At 69.3% G+C, this 17689-nt stretch carries 19 protein-coding genes; 13 read left to right on the forward strand and 6 right to left on the reverse strand.

Annotated features, from left to right (window positions below):
• The first annotated feature begins 3 nt into the window (after nucleotides 1-3).
• Entirely contained in the window at nucleotides 4-633 is a 630-nt protein-coding gene (locus A5692_RS07055; protein WP_068053928.1) for a class I SAM-dependent methyltransferase, read from the forward strand.
• Between the two features lie 7 nt (nucleotides 634-640).
• Here A5692_RS07055 and A5692_RS07060 read toward each other — a convergent pair whose 3' ends face one another.
• Nucleotides 641-1354, reverse strand: coding sequence for an NAD-dependent deacylase (locus A5692_RS07060; protein ID WP_068053931.1), 714 nt, complete (start codon nucleotides 1352-1354; stop codon nucleotides 641-643).
• A 37-nt stretch (nucleotides 1355-1391) separates the two neighbouring features.
• Here A5692_RS07060 and A5692_RS07065 point away from each other — a divergent pair, with 37 nt between their 5' ends.
• On the forward strand, nucleotides 1392-1757 hold the full coding sequence (locus A5692_RS07065) for a GntR family transcriptional regulator (protein WP_067277218.1): 366 nt from the start codon (nucleotides 1392-1394) through the stop codon (nucleotides 1755-1757).
• Between the two features lie 10 nt (nucleotides 1758-1767).
• On the opposite strand, the gene A5692_RS07070 is transcribed toward A5692_RS07065, so the two are convergent.
• The gene (locus tag A5692_RS07070; protein ID WP_068053933.1) at nucleotides 1768-2289 is read right to left on the reverse strand and encodes a DUF1697 domain-containing protein; all 522 of its coding nucleotides are present in this window, start codon (nucleotides 2287-2289) and stop codon (nucleotides 1768-1770) included.
• A 77-nt stretch (nucleotides 2290-2366) separates the two neighbouring features.
• Between A5692_RS07070 and A5692_RS07075 the strand changes: the two genes are divergently transcribed.
• Both A5692_RS07075 and A5692_RS07080 read left to right on the forward strand, forming a co-directional pair.
• Nucleotides 2367-2810 (forward strand): PPOX class F420-dependent oxidoreductase, encoded by a 444-nt coding sequence (locus A5692_RS07075; RefSeq protein ID WP_067916770.1) that lies wholly within the window; start codon nucleotides 2367-2369, stop codon nucleotides 2808-2810.
• Nucleotides 2811-2847: 37 nt separating this feature from the next.
• Nucleotides 2848-3036 carry a DUF5302 domain-containing protein gene (locus A5692_RS07080; protein WP_068053935.1) on the forward strand — a complete coding sequence of 63 codons (189 nt, stop codon included), beginning with the start codon at nucleotides 2848-2850 and terminating at the stop codon, nucleotides 3034-3036.
• A 49-nt stretch (nucleotides 3037-3085) separates the two neighbouring features.
• On the opposite strand, the gene A5692_RS07085 is transcribed toward A5692_RS07080, so the two are convergent.
• Nucleotides 3086-3616 (reverse strand): nuclear transport factor 2 family protein, encoded by a 531-nt coding sequence (locus A5692_RS07085; RefSeq protein WP_068053938.1) that lies wholly within the window; start codon nucleotides 3614-3616, stop codon nucleotides 3086-3088.
• A gap of 117 nt (nucleotides 3617-3733) precedes the next feature.
• On the opposite strand from A5692_RS07085, the gene A5692_RS07090 reads away from it, so the two are divergent.
• Nucleotides 3734-4306, forward strand: a complete 573-nt coding sequence (locus A5692_RS07090) for an HhH-GPD-type base excision DNA repair protein (RefSeq protein WP_068053941.1) — start codon at nucleotides 3734-3736, stop codon at nucleotides 4304-4306.
• A 29-nt stretch (nucleotides 4307-4335) separates the two neighbouring features.
• Entirely contained in the window at nucleotides 4336-4482 is a 147-nt protein-coding gene (locus tag A5692_RS07095; protein WP_067277197.1) for a DUF1059 domain-containing protein, read from the forward strand.
• A 66-nt stretch (nucleotides 4483-4548) separates the two neighbouring features.
• On the opposite strand, the gene A5692_RS07100 is transcribed toward A5692_RS07095, so the two are convergent.
• Both A5692_RS07100 and A5692_RS07105 read right to left on the reverse strand, forming a co-directional pair.
• On the reverse strand, nucleotides 4549-5718 hold the full coding sequence (locus A5692_RS07100; RefSeq protein ID WP_197514382.1) for a hypothetical protein: 1170 nt from the start codon (nucleotides 5716-5718) through the stop codon (nucleotides 4549-4551).
• Nucleotides 5718-6389, reverse strand: a complete 672-nt coding sequence (locus tag A5692_RS07105; protein ID WP_068053947.1) for a hypothetical protein — start codon at nucleotides 6387-6389, stop codon at nucleotides 5718-5720. The genes A5692_RS07100 and A5692_RS07105 overlap by 1 nt, the downstream gene beginning before the upstream one ends.
• A gap of 162 nt (nucleotides 6390-6551) precedes the next feature.
• On the opposite strand from A5692_RS07105, the gene A5692_RS07110 reads away from it, so the two are divergent.
• Nucleotides 6552-7793, forward strand: a complete 1242-nt coding sequence (locus tag A5692_RS07110; RefSeq protein WP_068053976.1) for a mannosyltransferase — start codon at nucleotides 6552-6554, stop codon at nucleotides 7791-7793.
• Here A5692_RS07110 and A5692_RS07115 read toward each other — a convergent pair.
• Complete coding sequence (locus A5692_RS07115; RefSeq protein ID WP_068053951.1) at nucleotides 7790-8074, reverse strand: 4a-hydroxytetrahydrobiopterin dehydratase; 285 nt, start codon at nucleotides 8072-8074, stop codon at nucleotides 7790-7792. The genes A5692_RS07110 and A5692_RS07115 overlap by 4 nt on opposite strands.
• A 24-nt stretch (nucleotides 8075-8098) precedes the next feature.
• On the opposite strand from A5692_RS07115, the gene A5692_RS07120 reads away from it, so the two are divergent.
• The 6 genes from A5692_RS07120 (at nucleotide 8099) to typA (ending at nucleotide 17644) form a co-directional block, all read left to right on the forward strand.
• Nucleotides 8099-8503, forward strand: coding sequence for a (deoxy)nucleoside triphosphate pyrophosphohydrolase (locus A5692_RS07120; RefSeq protein ID WP_068053954.1), 405 nt, complete (start codon nucleotides 8099-8101; stop codon nucleotides 8501-8503).
• A gap of 387 nt (nucleotides 8504-8890) precedes the next feature.
• Complete coding sequence (locus tag A5692_RS07125; protein ID WP_068053957.1) at nucleotides 8891-12589, forward strand: nitrate reductase subunit alpha; 3699 nt, start codon at nucleotides 8891-8893, stop codon at nucleotides 12587-12589.
• Between the two features lies 1 nt (nucleotide 12590).
• Nucleotides 12591-14213 carry a nitrate reductase subunit beta gene (gene narH / locus A5692_RS07130; RefSeq protein ID WP_068053962.1) on the forward strand — a complete coding sequence of 541 codons (1623 nt, stop codon included), beginning with the start codon at nucleotides 12591-12593 and terminating at the stop codon, nucleotides 14211-14213.
• Nucleotides 14210-14878 carry a nitrate reductase molybdenum cofactor assembly chaperone gene (narJ, locus tag A5692_RS07135; protein WP_067923497.1) on the forward strand — a complete coding sequence of 223 codons (669 nt, stop codon included), beginning with the start codon at nucleotides 14210-14212 and terminating at the stop codon, nucleotides 14876-14878. Before narH ends, narJ begins: the two co-directional genes overlap by 4 nt.
• Nucleotides 14871-15602: a respiratory nitrate reductase subunit gamma gene (narI, locus tag A5692_RS07140; protein WP_068053964.1), complete on the forward strand. Its 732-nt coding sequence runs from the start codon at nucleotides 14871-14873 to the stop codon at nucleotides 15600-15602. The genes narJ and narI overlap by 8 nt, the downstream gene beginning before the upstream one ends.
• A gap of 152 nt (nucleotides 15603-15754) precedes the next feature.
• On the forward strand, nucleotides 15755-17644 hold the full coding sequence (gene typA, locus A5692_RS07145; protein ID WP_068053979.1) for a translational GTPase TypA: 1890 nt from the start codon (nucleotides 15755-15757) through the stop codon (nucleotides 17642-17644).
• Nucleotides 17645-17689: the final 45 nt, after the last annotated feature.

Genomic DNA, 17689 nt, shown 5'->3' on the forward strand with positions numbered 1-17689 from the left:
TGTATGACAACGGCGGTGGACAACCCGTTCTTCGCGCGCATCTGGCCCGTCGTCGCCACCCACGAGACCGAGGCCATCCGGGCGCTGCGCCGGGAGAACCTGGCCGGGTTGTCGGGACGGGTGCTCGAGGTCGGTGCGGGCATCGGGACGAACTTTCCCCACTACCCGGAATCGGTCCACGAAGTGGTCGCCGTGGAGCCCGAGCCTCGGCTGGCGGCCCAGGCGCGCGCCGCGGCGGACGTGGTGCCCTCCCGGGTGGTCGTGACGGGGGAGACGGCCGAAGATTTCAGCGGCGGTGAGCCGTTCGACGCCGTGGTGTGCTCGCTGGTGTTGTGCTCGGTGCGCGACCCCGGCGGCGTGCTGCGGCGGCTGTACTCGTTGCTGCGCCCGGGTGGGGAGTTGCGGTACCTCGAGCACGTGGCGAGCGCCGGCGCGCGGGGCCGCCTGCAACGGATCGCCGACGCGACGGTGTGGCCCCGGTTGTTCGGCAACTGCCACACCCACCGGGACACGGAGCGTGCGATCGTCGATGCCGGGTTCGAAGTCGACATGTCCCGGCGCGAGTTCACGCTGCCGGCGTGGGCGCCGATGCCGGTGTCCGAACTGCTGCTGGGCCGAGCCCGCAGGCCGTAGCCGCCGGCTACTTCAGCAGGGCGGGCAGCCGCTGCAGCAAGCCGGGCAGCGCCTGGCTCGCGGTCTCGCGGATGCTGATCGTCGCGTTCCGGGACAGCGGCGTGACCTCCGGATTGACCTCGATGACGGCCGTGCCGCGGGACAGCGCGAGCTCGGCCAGCCCCGCCGCCGGGTACACGATCGCCGAGGTCCCGACCACCACCATCACATCGGCGGCCTCGGTCGCCTCGACGGCGCTCTGCCACGGCGCGTCGGGCAACGGTTCACCGAACCACACGATGTCCGGCCGGATCAGGCCGCCGCAGTGACAGACCGGCGGTTCGACCTCGAGCATCGGTTCGGGCATCTTGGGCAGCGCGCCGGTGTAAGGCATACCGCAACGGTCGCAACGGAATTCGAACAGGCTGCCGTGCAGGTGGTGGACCGGCATGCTGCCGGCGCGCTCGTGCAGGTCGTCGACGTTCTGGGTGATCACGCTGACCTCGGCGCCGTCCTGCCAGGCGGCGATGGCGCGGTGCCCCGTGTTCGGCTGGACATCGGCCACCAGGTAGTGACGCCACAAGTACCATCCCCAGACCCGCTCGGGATTGTCGCGCCAGCCCTGTGTGCTGGACAGCTCGTAGGGATCGAAGCGGGCCCACAATCCGTTCTTGTCGTCACGGAAGGTCGGCACCCCGCTCTCCGCGGAGATCCCCGCGCCGCTCAGCACCGTTACTCGCATCCCACAAAGATAGCCGTGCTTGGGACATACTGAGGACGTGGAGCTGCGGGATTTGCTGAAGGTCGATGTGAAGGCGGGCAAACCGCTGTTCGACCAGCTCAGGACCCAGGTCATCGACGGCGTTCGGGCGGGCGCGCTGCCCCCGGGCACCCGGCTCCCCACGGTGCGCGACCTGGCCGGGCAGCTGGGCGTGGCGGCGAACACCGTGGCCCGTGCCTACCGGGAACTGGAGTCGGCGGCGATCGTCGAAACCCGGGGCCGCTTCGGCACTTTCATCTCCCGCTTCGACCCGACGGACGCCGCGATGGCCGCCGCCGCCAAGGAATACGTCGAGGTGGCACGGGCGCTGGGGCTGACCAAGTCCGACGCGATGCGCTACCTGACCAACGTGCCGGACGACTGAGCGCACCGTCTCAGCGCAGCACCTTCGCTAGCGTGCGCAGGTTGCGCGTGGTGGTCGAGGACTTGTAGCGCGGCTTGCCCATCGTCTTGCCGATCGTGCTGTCCAGGGTGCCGCCCTTGGGCACCTGCCAGTAGATGACGCCCGCGCCGGCGCCGATCCTCTCGTGCGGGCCCGCATCCTCGCCCAGCGCGGCGAGCTCGTCGAGCGCCGCTTTGTCGGCGACGAACGTGACGTAGGACTGATAGCCGTCGACCTCCGGCTCGAACGGGTAGGCGTCGACGACGGCCCCTACCGTCGCGAGGTCGTAAACGAGCACCCAGGCGTCGTAGCCAAACCTCTCGCGCAGCGCGGCCTCCGCCTTTTTGCGCACGGCCGCGGCACCGGCGGGTGACTTCAGCACGACGTTGCCGCTGGCCAGGACGGTGCGCACGCCGGTGAAGCCGGCGTCGGTCAACGCGCGCGCCAGGTCGGCCATCTTGAGGTTGACGCCGCCGACGTTGACACCGCGCAAGAAGGCCGCGTACTCGGTCATGATCCGATTTCACCAGAGCGGCCCGCGCTGACCCGATCCGGGACCGGTTGCTGGACGCGCGACGTAGGCTTCCTCCCATGGGGCGCCAAGTCTTCGACGACAAGCTGCTGGCCGTGATCAGTGGAAACTCGCTCGGAGTGCTGGCCACCATCAAACGCGACGGGCGCCCGCAGCTGTCGAACGTGAGCTACCACTTCGACCCGCGCGACTTGGCGGTGCGGGTGTCGATCACCGAGCCGCGCGCCAAGACCCGCAACCTGCGCCGCGACCCGCGGGCGTCCATCCTGGTGGACGCCGACGACGGGTGGTCCTACGCGGTGGCCGAGGGCACGGCGATCCTGACGCCGCCGGCGGCCGACCCCGGCGACGATACCGTCGAGGCGTTGATTGCCTTGTACCGCAACATCGCCGGCGAACACCCGGACTGGGACGAATACCGCCAGGCGATGGTTACCGATCGGCGGGTCCTGTTGACGCTGCCGATCTCGCACGTGTACGGCATGCCGCCCGGGATGCGGTAGCCGCCCGATTCCGCCCGTCCCGGGCTAGGCTGCCGGTATGGCTGAACCCAAGTCTTCCGAGGCGCCGCAATCGGACGACGACACCAAGCGCAAGTTCCGCGAAGCCCTCGACCGCAAGATGGCCAAGTCGCCGGGCGGGTCCGACCACAAGAGCGGCGGCGGCAAGCAGTCGCGTGCCCACGGACCGGTGGAGAACCGTCGCGAATTCCGCCGTAAGAGCGGGTGACGGGCGCCGGGGACTGTTGTGCTGCAACGGCTTTCGTTGCAGAGCCGGTTCAGCCGTTCGGCGCTGCGAACAGGTTCACCGACGGGTCGGCCTGGCCCGGTTGGCCGCGCACGCTGCCCCGGGTGCTGGGGTGCCCGAAGTCCACTTGCGACGGGTCGTTCCGGTAGGCCCAGTCCGCGACGATGGTGCGCTGGGTGAACTTCCAGCGGCCGTCGTGTTTGGCGTACGTGTCCAGGTACCGGCCGCCGATGACGACGTCTGAGTCGTGTTCGGGACCGGCGAAGGTGTGAAACACCAGGCAGTAGATCTCGCCGCGGGCGGTGTCACCCTCGATCACAAAGTTGGTCGTGGTGATGTTGTGTTGGGAGACAAGCACATACGGTTCCGCAGCCCGCAGCTGCGCGATGAACTCGTCGACGCCGCCGGTGGAGAACGAGCCGTGCGAGTCCGTCGCGTCGGGGTGGTACAGGCCGCGAAGGGTCGCATAGTCCGCGCGGTCGACCGCGCGGCAATAGGCAGTGACGAGCGCGTGCAGTTCGTCGCGGGCCAGCATCAGCGCCAACCGGGCCTCATCCACCATTCGGTCACGATAACGCGGTGGTTATCTGCTGGTCGTGAGCGCCTTTCCGGTAGGTAGTCTGTCGACCACAGAGGACTTCGGGCTTAGGGTGTTCAGCGGAAAGGGAGGTCGTTGACGGTGACACTTTGGCTCGCTCAAGACCCCGAGGCCGACGCGCTGCTGGACGAGAACCCGTTGGCCCTGCTCATCGGGATGGTGCTCGATCAGCAGGTGCCCTTCGAGACGGCGTTTGCGGGGCCCAAGAAGATCGCGGACCGGATGGGCAGCTTCGGTGCGCATGAAATCGCCGAGTACGATCCGGACAAGTTCGCCGCCCTGTGTGCGGAAAAGCCTGCGATACACCGATTTCCCGGATCGATGGCCAAGCGGATCCAGGCCCTGGCGCAGATCATCGTGGACCGCTACGACGGCGACGCGGCGGCGCTGTGGACATCCGGCGACCCGGACGGCGCGGAGCTGCTGCGCCGCATCAAGGGGCTCCCCGGGTTCGGCGAGGTCAAGGCGCAGATCTTCCTGGCGTTGCTGGGCAAGCAGTACGGCGTCGACGTCGAAGGCTGGCGCACGGCGGCCGGGCAGTTCGGCAAGGATGGCACCCACATCTCCGTCGCCGACATCGTCGACGCCCAGTCGATGGGCAAGGTGCGTTCCTATAAGAAGCAGATGAAAGCAGCAGCCAAGGCGGCGAAGTAGTTGGGTGACCGGAAGGGAAGGGCGGCAACGTGAAGACACACCTGACGTGTCCGTGCGGGGAAGCCATCGTCGGCAAGGATGAGGACGAACTGGTCGAGCTGACGCAGGCTCATCTCGCCAGCGATCACCCCGGTCTCGAGTACGACCGGGACGCGATCCTGTTCATGGCTTACTAGCGCCGACACACCGAGCGCGCGTGCCCCCGTGGGGGACACGCGCGCGCGGAATGGTGTCGGTGCGGCCTACGGCACCACCGTGGAGCCGATCGTGGGCATGAACTGGCACTGCTTTTCCTTGGTGGTGACCTGACCGAAGATGGTCGACATGATGCTGCCCGACCCGGTGTCGGCGACCGCGGTCAGCGTTGTCGGCCCCTCGGGATTGATATCGGTGCGCGGCTTGAGCGCCACCGTTCCCGACTTGCCCGTCGTCAGGTTCACCCACGTGACGTTCAACGGCAGCTTCTGCACCTCGGCGGGGCCGGGCGTGCCGACGGCGGTGAAGACGTAGGCGGTCTGTCCGGGCCCCGGCCCCGGGGTCGGAATCTTCGCCGGTCCGGCCACCGACAGGGCGGTGGCGATCGAGCTGGTGCCGTCCGCAAGGCAATTGGTGCCGATCGAGGGGTACATGAAGTCCTGCGTGGGCGGGGCGTCGGGGCCGAATCCCGGAGCCGCCGCCGGCGCCGCGGCGGGCGCGGGAGCCGATGCGGGAGCGGCGGCCGGTGCGGCTTCGGCCGGCGCCGGCGGCACCGGCGCGGGTGCGGCCACGGGTGCGACGGTGCCCGGCGCCGGTGCGGAGGCGGGGGGCGCGACCACCGGCGGGGCGGCGGCCGACGGGGCCGCAACCGGTCCCGGTCCGGCCGCGTGGGCCGGGTCGATGCCGGTAGGCAGGTGCGATTGGGCGCCCGGTTCCACGCCCGCCGCGGGCGGGGCGGCGACCGGTCCCGGTCCGGCGGCGTGGGCCGGGTCGATGCCGGTAGGCAGGTGGGACTGGGCGCCCGGTTCCACGCCGGCCGCCGGCACGTGTGGCACCGGTGAGCCGTCCGGCAGGGCCACGCCGGGCTCGGCCAGGAACTGGTTCACCGACGCCGCCACGTTGCGGGATTCGGTGGGAGCGCCCTGGTTGTGACTGAAAGCTTGCGCGGCGGCCATGAGCAGCTGAGTCGCCTGTGCCGGATTGCCGGCCGCCTGCTGGATGATCGGGCTCAGCTGCGAGAGCGCCGGCAGGCCCGGAAGTTCTTGAGTCGAGTTCGGTTGCGGCGCCGCCGGATCGGCTGCCGCGCTCGGGCAGAGCCCGAACGCGGCAGCCGATGCCGTGACGACAGCGGCCAAACCTTTGGACAGATTCCAAGTGGTTGCCACGGTGTGTCCTCCGGTCGTTAGGTGGTGGCGTTGGCTGTCTGGCGAACTGATCAGGGCAGGGCGGCGAGCAGCGGCGCGACCGGGTTGGCCCCGGTTGCCGGTGCGGACGGTGCGGCCGGCGCGGCCGGTGCGGCGGGAGCCCCGGCCAGTGCCGGCAGGTCCTGCGGCAGGGTCATCTGCGCGGGCAGGTTGACCGGCAGGTTGGGCAGGAACGCCGGCATGTCGACCTTGGCCTGCGGGATCTGCGGGGCCGGCGGTGTGGCGGGGGCGGTCGGCGTCGACAGCCCCGGGATGGCCGGCAGTCCGGGAATGGGGGACGTGGCCGGGGCGGCGGGTGCCGCGGGCGCCTGCTGCGTCAGGCCCGGAATCAGGCCCTGCAGCCCCTGTGTCGTCGCAGGCGCGGACGGCGTCGCCGCCTGCGGCAGCCCGGGAATCGAGGGCACGCCGGCCGACGTCGCCGGTGACGTCGCGGCGGCGGACGGAACGCCCGGGAAGGTGATACCCGGAGCGGCCGGTGCGGCCGGCGGGGTCGCACCCAGGGCGGTGGCGAGGTTCTGCAGGATCTGCGGCGCATTGGCCGCCGAGCTGATCAGCTGCTGCGGAATGTTCGGAATGGGCGGGGCCGGCACGGGGTCGGCGTGGGCGATACCGCCCGTGAGTAGGGCTGCGGACGAACCGACGACGACGGCCGCTGCACGCATGTAAGTCCAGATGGTTGGCATGACTCTCCCTGGTTGTGGAAAACGGGTCCGCCGCCGAAGTTACGTTGATACTGATGGGACTCAAGTGACACGTGTGGCATTTATTTGATCGTTATTGATACGAGTGACGGCGGTGACCGACGGGCTGCGACCAGGCCCGCCGATACCGCGCGGGCCCCGGTCATCGCTAAAGTCGGGCGGATAGACACCACCTCGGCCGCCCCGGCGGCCCCCCCGCGCCGGCGGATCGCGAGTCTGCTGCGGGCGGCGGCGCCCGCGCTGCTGGTCGCCAGCGTCGCCGCGCGGCTCGCCTGGACCTATCTGACCCCCCACGGCGCGAACTTCGTCGACCTGCACGTCTACCTCGGCGGGGCCGCCGCGATCAACCATCCCGGCACGCTGTACAGCTACGTCTACGCCGACCAGACGCCGGACTTCCCGCTGCCGTTCACCTACCCGCCCTTCGCGGCGGTCGTCTTCTATCCGCTGAGCCTGCTGCCGTTCGGCGTGGTCGCCTTCGCGTGGCAGATCGCGACGATGGCCGCCCTCTACGCGGCGATCCGGATCAGCCAGCGGTTGATGGGCGTTGCGACCGGCGCCGACGGCCACCGCACGGCCATGGTATGGACGGCGGTCGCGATCTGGATCGAGCCGCTGCGCAGCACCTTCGACTATGGGCAGGTCAACGTGCTGCTGATGGTCGCGGTGCTGGGGGCGGCCCTGACCGCGCGCTGGTGGCTGTCGGGGCTACTGGTCGGCGTGTCGGCCGGGATCAAGCTGACGCCCGCGATCGCCGGGGTCTATCTGGTCGGCGTGCGGCGCTGGGCCGCGGCGGCCTTCTCCTTCGTGGTCTTCCTCGGCACCGTCGGCGTGTCCGTCCTGGTCGTCGGCGATCAAACCCGCTACTACTTCACCAAGCTGCTGGGCGACGCACACCGCGTGGGGCCCATCGCCACGTCGATCAATCAATCCTGGCGCGGCGGCATCTCCCGGATCCTGGGCCATGACGCCGGCTTCGGGCCGCCGGTCCTGGCCGCCATCGCGGTCACGGGGGTGCTGGCCGTCCTGGCCTGGCGGGCGCTGGAGCCCTCGGATCGGCTGGGCAAGCTGCTGGTGGTCGAGCTTTTCGGGCTGCTGCTGTCCCCGATCTCCTGGAGCCACCACTGGGTGTGGCTGGTACCGCTGATCATCTGGGCGATTCACGGGCCGCCGCGCGAGCGCCCGGGCGCGCGGATCGTGGGCTGGGGCTGGCTGGCGCTCACCATCGTCGGCGTGCCGTGGCTGCTGCTCTTCGCTCAGCCGACCATCTGGCAGATCAGCCGGCCGTGGTATCTGGCCTGGGCCGGCCTGGCCTACATCGTGGCGGCCGTGGCCACCCTGGTCTGGATCGCCGCCACCGGCCGGCGCGCCGGATTGCAGGGCTAGCTGCCGACGATCTCGTCGATGTCGTGCGCCATGGCCACGTCCTTGTCGGTGATGCCACCCTCGGAGTGCGTGACCAGAGCGAAAGTGACCGTCTGCCAACGAATGTCGATGTCCGGGTGATGGTCCTTGCTTTCCGCATGCTCGGCCACCCGGCGCACCGCATCGATGCCGGCGAGGAAACTCGGAAACTTGATCGAGCGGCGCAACGCGCCGTCGACACGCTCCCATCCGTTGAGATCGGGCAGCGCGGCGTCCACCTGCTCGTCCGATAACACAGCCATGCCCCGACCGTATACCGTCTGGCCATGCCGACCCAGATCGTCGTCGCCGGCGCGATCATCCGCCGCGCCGCGGTCCTGGTGGCGCAGCGCGTTCGCCCGCCGGAGTTGGCCGGCCGCTGGGAGCTGCCCGGCGGCAAGGTGGCACCCGGTGAGACCGAGCGGGCTGCGCTGGCGCGCGAACTCGGCGAGGAGTTGGGCCTGACGGCCGGCGACGTCGCGGTGGGCGATCGGCTGGGTGGGGACATCGCGCTGGACGGCATGACGCTACGCGCCTACCGCGTGCAGCTGATCGGTGGTGAACCGCACGCCCGCGACCACCGGGCGGTGCGCTGGGTGACGGCCGCCGAGCTGCCCGGTGTCGACTGGGTGCCCGCCGATCGCGCCTGGGTCCCTGACCTGCTGCGGACGCTGGCCGGGCCGGCCTCATAACAAGTCCACAGCCTTTCCGCAGCTGACATTCAGCGCCGTAGAAGGTCGCGCGGGTGAACTTGGAGATATAACGCAAACGTGAACTTGTAGTAATCGACTTGACCTGGAAGTGCGGTAGCGATCCATCGTTCCGCGGTCGCGGTGTGACGCGCCGGGCGTCTCCAGGTCCACAAAACCCATGCTGACAAGACGATTGTTCGTTAACAGGCCGCGCGCGGTGGAGGTGAGGGACCCGTCTGCCGCGCCCCATGCCGGCTTGCGGCCGCCCTCCGGCGCGCGCGCCGATACCGATGACGGGCCACTCGACACGGTCCACCGTCACGCACATGCGGTCGAAGCAACGGCCCGCGCACGACTCGAGGCACACCGGACTAGAAGGGGAACCTGTTGACTGTCACACCACACGTTGGTGGAGCGCTCGAGGAACTACTGGAGCGCAGCGGGAGGTTCTTCACGCCCGGCGAGTTCTCGGCCGACCTGCGCACGGTGACGCGCCGGGGCGGCCGGGAGGCCGACGTCTTCTACCGCGACAGGTGGAGCCACGACAAGGTGGTGCGCTCGACCCACGGGGTGAACTGCACCGGCTCCTGCTCCTGGAAGATCTACGTCAAGGATGGGATCATCACCTGGGAGACCCAGCAGACCGACTATCCCTCGGTGGGACCGGACCGCCCGGAATACGAGCCGCGCGGGTGTCCCCGCGGGGCGTCGTTCTCCTGGTACAGCTACTCGCCCACCCGGGTGCGCTACCCGTACGCCCGGGGCGTGCTGGTCGAGATGTACCGGGAGGCCAAGGCGCGGCTCGGCGACCCGGTGCTGGCCTGGGCCGACATCCAGGCCGACCCCGAGCGTCGCGGTCGCTATCAGCGCGCTCGCGGCAAGGGCGGCCTGGTCCGGATCACCTGGGCCGAGGCCACCGAGTTGATCGCCGCCGCCCATGTGCACACCATCAAGACCTACGGCCCCGACCGGGTCGCCGGCTTCTCGCCCATCCCGGCGATGTCCATGGTGTCCTACGCCGCCGGCTCGCGGTTCTTCGAGCTGATCGGCGCCCCCATGACGTCGTTCTACGACTGGTACGCCGACCTGCCGGTGGCCTCGCCGCAGGTGTTCGGCGATCAGACCGACGTCCCCGAATCCGGGGACTGGTGGGACGCGGCGTATCTGATGATGTGGGGCTCCAACGTGCCGATCACCCGGACCCCCGACGCGCACTGGATGGCCGAGGCGCGTTACCGCGGCACGAAGGTGGTGACCGTCAGCCCGGACTACGCCGACAACACCAAGTTCGCCGACGAGTGGATGCCGTGCGCGGCGGGCACCGACGGGGCGCTGGCCATGGCGATGGGCCACGTCATCCTCTCGGAATGCTATGTGCAGAAGGAGGTTCCGTTCTTCGCCGACTTCGCGCGCCGCTACACCGACCTGCCGTTCCTGATCAAGCTCGAAGAGCGCGGCGACATGCTGGTGCCGGGCAAGAACCTGACCGCGGCGGACCTGGGGGAGGCGGTCGAGAACGCGGCGCTCAAGCCGGCGGTGTTCGACGAGGCGAGCAATTCCGTTGCCGTCCCCCACGGGTCCCTGGGGTTCCGCTACGGCGAGGACGGCGTCGGAAAGTGGAACCTGGACCTCGGCGGCCTCATGCCGGCGCTGAGCGTGCGAGACCCGCACGGCGCCAACGGCGATGCCGCCACCGCGCTGGTGCACCTGGCGAGCTTCGACACGGTCAACGGCGAAGGCGCCACCATCGCCCGCGGCGTGCCGGTGCGCCGGGTCGGCAAGCACCTGGTGTGCACCGTGTTCGACCTGATGCTCGCCCAGTACGGGGTGGAGCGCCCTGGGCTGCCCGGTGACTGGCCCACCGGCTACGACGACGCGACCCAGCAGAACACCCCGGCGTGGCAGGAGGCGATCACCGGTGTATCGGCCGCGCAGGCCATCCGCGTCGCCCGCGAATTCGCCCGCAGTGCAGAGGAATCCGGTGGCCGGTCGATGATCATCATGGGCAGCGGGATCTGCCAGTGGTTCCACGGCGACGCGATCTACCGGGCGGTGCTCGCGCTGCTGATGCTGACCGGCTCGATGGGGCGCAACGGCGGGGGCTGGGCCCACTACGTCGGCCAGGAAAAGGTGCGCCCGCTCACCGGGTTTCAGACGATGGCGATGGCCACGGACTGGGTGCGCCCGCCGCGGCAGGTGCCGGGTGCCTCCTACTGGTACGCGCACACCGACCAGTGGCGCTACGACGGCTACGGGGCCGACAAGCTGGCCAGCCCCCTGGGCCGGGGCCGGTTCGCGGGCAAGCACACCATGGACCTGCTGGCCTCGGCGACGGCGATGGGCTGGAGCCCGTTCTATCCGCAATTCGACCGGTCCAGCCTGGACGTCGCCGACGAGGCCCGCGCCGCCGGGCGCGACGTCGCCGACTATGTCGCCGAGCAGCTCCGCGACCGCAAACTCAAGCTCTCCGTTACCGACCCCGACAATCCGGTCAACTGGCCGCGGGTGCTCACGGTGTGGCGGGCCAACCTGATCGGGTCGTCGGGCAAGGGCGGCGAGTACTTCCTGCGCCACCTGCTCGGCACCGATTCCAACGTCCAGGCCGAGCCGCCGGCCGACGGGATACCCCCCGCCGACGTGGTGTGCCAGGGCGACATCCCCGAGGGCAAGCTCGACCTGATGATGTCGATCGACTTCCGGATGACCTCCACGACCCTGGTGTCGGACATCGTGCTGCCGGCGGCGACCTGGTACGAGAAGGCCGACATCTCCAGCACCGACATGCACCCGTACGTGCACGCGTTCAGCGCCGCGACCGATCCACCCTGGGAAACCCGTTCGGATTTCGAGGCTTTCGGTGCGATCGCGCGTGCGTTCAGCGCTTTGGCCAAGCGACACCTGGGCGCGCGCAGCGACGTAGTCCTCACCGCGCTGCAGCACGACACGCCGGACGCGATGGCCTATCCGGACGGCACGGAAGAGGACTGGTTGCACACCGGCGCGACGCCAGTGCCCGGGCGGACGATGCCCAAACTCACCGTGGTCGAACGCGATTACGGCGCCATCTATGACAAGTGGCAGACCCTGGGCCCGCTGGTCGACACGTTCGGGGTGACCACCAAGGGCATCACGGTGCATCCGTTCCGGGAGGTCGAGGAGTTGGCGGCCAAGTTCGGCGTGATGAATTCCGGTGCGGCAGCTGGCCGTCCGGCCATCACCACCGCCGCGCGGATGGCCGACGTGTTGTTGCTGCTGTCCGGAACCACCAACGGCCGGCTCGCCGTCGAGGGCTTCCGCGAGTTGGAGAAGCGAACGGGCCAGCGGCTGGCGCACCTGGCCGAGGGCAGTGAAGAGCGGCGCATCAGCTATGCCGACACCCAGGCGCGTCCGGTCCCGGTGATCACCAGCCCCGAGTGGTCGGGCAGCGAAACCGGCGGGCGCCGCTACGCGCCGTTCACCATCAACATCGAGAACCTCAAGCCGTTCCACACGCTCACCGGGCGGATGCATTTCTACCTGGCCCACGACTGGGTCGAGGAGCTCGGCGAGCACCTGCCGGTGTTCCGCCCGCCGCTGGACATGACTCGGCTGTTCGGCCAGCCCGGGCTCGGCCCCACCGAAGACGGAATCGGCCTGACGGTCCGGTATTTGACGCCGCACTCGAAGTGGTCGTTCCACTCCACCTACCAGGACAACCTCTACATGCTGTCGCTGTCCCGGGGTGGCCCGACGATGTGGATGAGCCCCGGCGACGCGGCCAAAATCCAAGTCCGAGACAACGATTGGGTAGAGGCGGTCAACGCCAACGGCATCTACGTGTGCCGGGCCATCGTCAGCCACCGCATGCCCGACGGGGTGGTGTACGTCTACCACGTGCAGGAGCGTACGGTCGACACTCCCCGCACCGAGACCAACAACAAGCGCGGTGGCAACCACAACGCGCTGACCCGCGTCCGCATCAAGCCCAGCCACCTCGCCGGGGGTTACGGCCAGCACGCGTTCGCCTTCAACTACATGGGACCGACCGGCAACCAGCGCGACGAGGTGACCGTGGTGCGCCGTCGCAGCCAGGAGGTGACGTACTGACATGAAGGTGATGGCGCAGCTGGCGATGGTGATGAACCTCGACAAGTGCATCGGCTGCCACACCTGCTCGGTCACCTGCAAGCAGGCGTGGACCAACCGGTCCGGCACCGAGTACGTGTGGTTCAACAACGTCGAAACCCGGCCCGGGCAAGGCTATCCGCGCACCTACGAGGACCAGGAGCGGTGGCGCGGCGGTTGGATACGCGACAAGAAGGGGCGGCTGCGGCTGCGCGACGGCGGCCGCATCCACAAGTTGTTGCGCATCTTCGCCAACCCCCGGCTGCCGATCATCGACGACTACTACGAGCCGTGGACCTACGACTACGAGAACCTGACCACAGCCCCCGCGGGTGACACGTTCCCCACCGCGGCGCCCAAGAGCCTGCTGTCCGGCGAGCCCATGAAGATCTCCTGGGGACCGAACTGGGACGACAACCTGGCCGGCTCACCGGAGATTCTGTCCGGCGACCCGATCCTGAAGAAGGTCAACGAGGACGTCAAACTCGCGCTCGAAGAGACCTTCATGTTCTACCTGCCCCGCATCTGCGAGCACTGCCTCAACCCCTCGTGCGTGGCGTCGTGCCCGTCGGGCGCGATGTACAAGCGCAGCGAGGACGGCATCGTGCTGGTCGACCAGGACCGCTGCCGCGGCTGGCGGATGTGCGTCTCCGGATGTCCTTACAAGAAGGTCTATTTCAATCACAAGACCGGAAAAGCCGAAAAGTGCACGCTGTGCTATCCGCGGATGGAGGTCGGGTTGCCGACCATCTGCTCGGAGACCTGCGTGGGGCGGCTGCGGTATTTGGGCCTGGTCCTCTATGACGTCGATCGGGTGCTGGAGGCGGCCTCGGTGGAGAACGAAACCGACCTCTACGAAGCGCAGCGCCGAATCCTGTTGGACCCGAACGATCCCGACGTGATTGCCGCCGCGCGGGCGGAGGGCATCTCCGACGAGTGGATCGAGGCCGCGCAGCGCTCGCCGGTGTACGCGTTGATCAATCACTACAAGGTCGCGCTGCCCCTGCACCCGGAATACCGCACCATGCCGATGGTCTGGTACATCCCGCCCCTGTCACCGGTCGTCGACGCGGTGAGCCGCGACGGTCACGACGGGGAAGAGCTGGGCAACCTGTTCGGCGCGCTGGACGCGTTGCGCATCCCCATGCAGTACCTGGCGGAACTGTTCACCGCCGGTGACACCGCCGTGGTCGAGGGCGTGCTGCGACGGCTGGCGGCGATGCGCTCCTACATGCGTGACATCAACCTCGGGCGCGAGACCCAGCCGCACATACCGCATTCCGTCGGGATGACCGAGGAGCAGATGTACGAGATGTACCGGCTGCTCGCCATCGCGAAATACGAAGAGCGGTATGTCATTCCGACCGCGTTCGCCCCGCAGGCCCGTGACCTCGAGGACATGGGTTGCTCGTTGACGGGCGACGGTGGCCCGGGCATGTACGAGTCGGGCGAGCCGGTCCCCGTCTCCGTCGAGACGTTCCACGCGCTCAAGCGGCCCGGCGGCGAGGCGGCCGCCGACGGCAACGGCCGGCGGCGGGTGAACCTGCTCAACTGGGACGGGCGCCAGGTACCCGCCGGCATGTTTCCCGAAGAGCAGAAGAGGTGAAGCTGCTCACCGGCCGGCGCGGGCGGGCCGACACCCTGCAGGACCGACTGGTGTGGCAGTCGGCGTCGTTGCTGTTGGCTTACCCCGACGACGAGCTGCCGGCTCGGCTGAGCACCGTCGGGGAGCTGCTCGCTCACCTCAACGGGCCCGCGGCGGAGCTGCTCGGCCAGACCGTGGCCGCGCTGCGCGCCCGCGAGCCGATGGCCGCGGCGATGGACTACGTCGCGACGTTCGACATGCGGCGCCACTGCACGATGTACCTGACGTACTGGACCGCCGGGGATACCCGCAACCGTGGCCGGGAGATGCTGGAGTTCGCCACCGCCTACCGGCAATCGGGGGTGGCGCCGCCGCGCGCCGAGGCGCCCGATCACCTGCCCGTCGTGCTCGAGTTCGCCGCCACCGTCGACCCCGAGGTGGGGCGGCGGCTGCTGACCGCGCACCGGGTCCCCATCGACGTGCTGCGCGGCGCCCTCGCCGACGCGAAGTCGCCCTACGAGCCCAGCGTGGCGGCGGTGTGCGCGACGCTGCCCGCCGCGACCGACTCCGACGTGCGCCGCGCTGAGCGCCTGGCGAAGGCCGGGCCGCCCGCGGAAGCCGTTGGGCTGCAACCCTTTGACTTGACGGTACCGCCCCGACGCGAAGGAGGAGCGCGGAGTGTTTAGCAACGTACTGTTCTGGGATATCGCGCCGTACGTCACCCTGACGGTGTTGATCGTCGGCACCTGGTGGCGCTACCGCTACGACAAGTTCGGCTGGACCTCCCGCTCCTCGCAGATCTACGAGTCGCGGCTGCTGCGGATCGCCAGCCCGATGTTTCACTTCGGCATCCTCGCGGTTTTCGCCGGGCACGTGATGGGCTTGTTCATCCCGCCGCGGGTGACGCACATGTTGAAGCTGAGCGACCACGCCTATCACCTGCAGGCGGTCATCGCCGGATCACTGGCGGGCTTTGGGGCCCTGGCCGGAATCGGGCTGCTGATCTACCGGCGGTTCACCCGCCCGGCGGTGTCCATGGCGACGACGCGCAGCGACAAGGTGATGTATGTGGTGCTGGTGCTGGCCATCGTGGTGGGCCTGTACTGCGACCTGATCGGCACCGGCCCGCACGGCGGCGAGTTCCATTACCGCTACACGGTCGGCCTGTGGTTCCGCCGGATCTGGATCCTGCAACCGCACGGCGAAGTGATGATCAACGCGCCGCTGGACTACCAGCTGCACGCGCTGATCGGCATGGTGCTGTTCACGCTGCTGCCGTTCACCCGGCTGGTGCACGTCTTGAGCGCGCCTGTCGCCTACCTGTTCCGGCCCTACATCGTCTACCGCAGCCGCGACGAGGCCGGACAGGGCGAACTGGTCGGCGCGGCGCCCCGCCGAAGGGGCTGGTAGGCGGGCCGGCCGCCGGGTGTGCGCTGAGGGCTTTCCGGGTGCGCTCAGGGCGGCGACACGCCGCGGCGGGCCGCCCCCGACGCACACCGGACCGGGCGCTCGCCCGCCTGCCAGTTCGCTTTGTCATGCCCCCCGCTGCCACAATCACCGACGTGCCATTCCGTAACGTCGCCATCGTCGCCCACGTCGACCACGGCAAAACGACCCTGGTGGACGCGATGCTGCGGCAGTCGGGGGCGCTGCACCACCGCGGCGACGACACCCAGGAACGCATCTTGGACAGCGGTGACCTCGAAAAAGAAAAGGGCATCACCATCCTGGCCAAGAACACCGCCGTGCATCGCCACAACCCGGACGGAACGGTGACGGTCATCAACGTGATCGACACTCCCGGGCACGCCGACTTCGGCGGGGAGGTGGAGCGCGGCCTGTCCATGGTGGACGGGGTGTTGCTGCTGGTCGACGCGTCCGAGGGGCCGTTGCCGCAGACGCGGTTCGTGCTGCGCAAGGCGCTGGCCGCGCACCTGCCGGTGATTCTCGTCGTCAACAAGACCGACCGGCCCGACGCGCGCATCGCCGAGGTGGTGGAGGCCAGCCACGACCTGCTGCTCGACGTCGCCTCCGACCTCGACGACGAGGCCGCCAAGGCGGCCGAGCACGCGCTGGGCCTGCCGACGCTGTACGCGTCCGGCCGGGCCGGCATTGCGAGCACCGAACAGCCCGCCAACGGCGAGGTGCCTTCTGGCGACAACCTGGACCCGTTGTTCGACGTGCTGATGGAGCACATCCCGGCGCCGTCCGGTGACGCCGAGGCGCCGCTACAGGCGTTGGTGACCAACCTCGACGCGTCGGCGTTTCTCGGCCGGCTCGCGCTGATCCGCATCTACAACGGCAAACTGCGCAAGGGCCAGCAGGTCGCCTGGATGCGGGAGGTCGACGGCCTGCCCGTGATCACCAGCGCCAAGATCACCGAACTGCTCGCCACCGAGGGCGTCGAGCGCAGCCCCACCGACGAGGCCGTGGCCGGCGACATCGTGGCGGTCGCCGGCCTGCCCGAGATCATGATCGGCGACACCCTGGCCGACCCCGAACACGCCCACGCGCTGCCGCGGATCACCGTCGACGAGCCCGCGATCTCGGTGACGATCGGCACCAACACGTCGCCGCTGGCGGGCAAGGTATCGGGCCACAAGCTGACCGCGCGGATGGTGCGCGGCCGGCTCGACCAGGAGCTGGTGGGCAACGTGTCGATCCGGGTCGTCGACATCGGCCGGCCCGACGCGTGGGAGGTGCAGGGCCGCGGCGAGCTCGCCCTGGCGGTGCTGGTCGAGCAGATGCGCCGCGAGGGTTTCGAGCTCACCGTCGGCAAGCCGCAGGTGGTGACCCGCACGATCGACGGCAAGCTGCATGAGCCGTTCGAGGCGATGACCATCGACTGCCCGGAAGAGTTCGTCGGCGCGATCACCCAGCTGATGGCCGCCCGCAAGGGCCGCATGGAGGAGATGACCAACCACGCCGCAGGCTGGGTCCGGATGGATTTCATCGTGCCCAGCCGCGGCCTGATCGGGTTCCGCACCGATTTCCTGACCATCACGCGCGGCACCGGGATCGCCAACGCCGTGTTCGACGGCTACCGGCCGTGGGCGGGGGAGATCCGGGCCCGCCACACCGGTTCGCTGGTCTCCGATCGCGCCGGAACCATCACGCCGTTCGCGCTGATTCAGCTTGCCGACCGGGGCCAGTTCTTCGTCGAACCCGGCCAGGACACCTACGAGGGCATGGTCGTCGGAATCAACCCGCGGGCAGAGGATCTCGACATCAACGTCACCCGGGAGAAGAAGCTCACCAACATGCGGTCGTCGACGGCGGACGTCATCGAGACCCTGGCCAAGCCGCTCGAGCTCGACCTGGAACAGGCCATGGAGTTCTGCGCGCAGGACGAATGCGTCGAGGTGACCCCGGAGATCGTTCGCGTGCGCAAGGTGGAGCTGGATGCCACGACCCGGGGGCGCAGCCGGGCGCGGGCCAAGGCGCGGGGTTAACCGCGCGTGCTCGGGCGGGCCGTTGGGGGGCTGCTCGTTACCCTG

Origin of the sequence: Mycobacterium sp. E342 (assembly GCF_001667665.1) — a bacterium.
GTDB lineage: Bacteria > Actinomycetota > Actinomycetes > Mycobacteriales > Mycobacteriaceae > Mycobacterium.

Coding starts and splice junctions, on each gene's coding strand:
- A5692_RS07055 (WP_068053928.1), top strand. CDS start 4: ATGACAACGGCGGTGGACAACCCGTTCTTCGCGCGCATCTGGCCCGTC.
- A5692_RS07060 (WP_068053931.1), bottom strand. CDS start 1,354: ATGCGAGTAACGGTGCTGAGCGGCGCGGGGATCTCCGCGGAGAGCGGG.
- A5692_RS07070 (WP_068053933.1), bottom strand. CDS start 2,289: ATGACCGAGTACGCGGCCTTCTTGCGCGGTGTCAACGTCGGCGGCGTC.
- A5692_RS07075 (WP_067916770.1), top strand. CDS start 2,367: ATGGGGCGCCAAGTCTTCGACGACAAGCTGCTGGCCGTGATCAGTGGA.
- A5692_RS07080 (WP_068053935.1), top strand. CDS start 2,848: ATGGCTGAACCCAAGTCTTCCGAGGCGCCGCAATCGGACGACGACACC.
- A5692_RS07085 (WP_068053938.1), bottom strand. CDS start 3,616: ATGGTGGATGAGGCCCGGTTGGCGCTGATGCTGGCCCGCGACGAACTG.
- A5692_RS07105 (WP_068053947.1), bottom strand. CDS start 6,389: ATGCCAACCATCTGGACTTACATGCGTGCAGCGGCCGTCGTCGTCGGT.
- A5692_RS07115 (WP_068053951.1), bottom strand. CDS start 8,074: ATGGCTGTGTTATCGGACGAGCAGGTGGACGCCGCGCTGCCCGATCTC.
- A5692_RS07120 (WP_068053954.1), top strand. CDS start 8,099: ATGCCGACCCAGATCGTCGTCGCCGGCGCGATCATCCGCCGCGCCGCG.
- narH (WP_068053962.1), top strand. CDS start 12,591: ATGAAGGTGATGGCGCAGCTGGCGATGGTGATGAACCTCGACAAGTGC.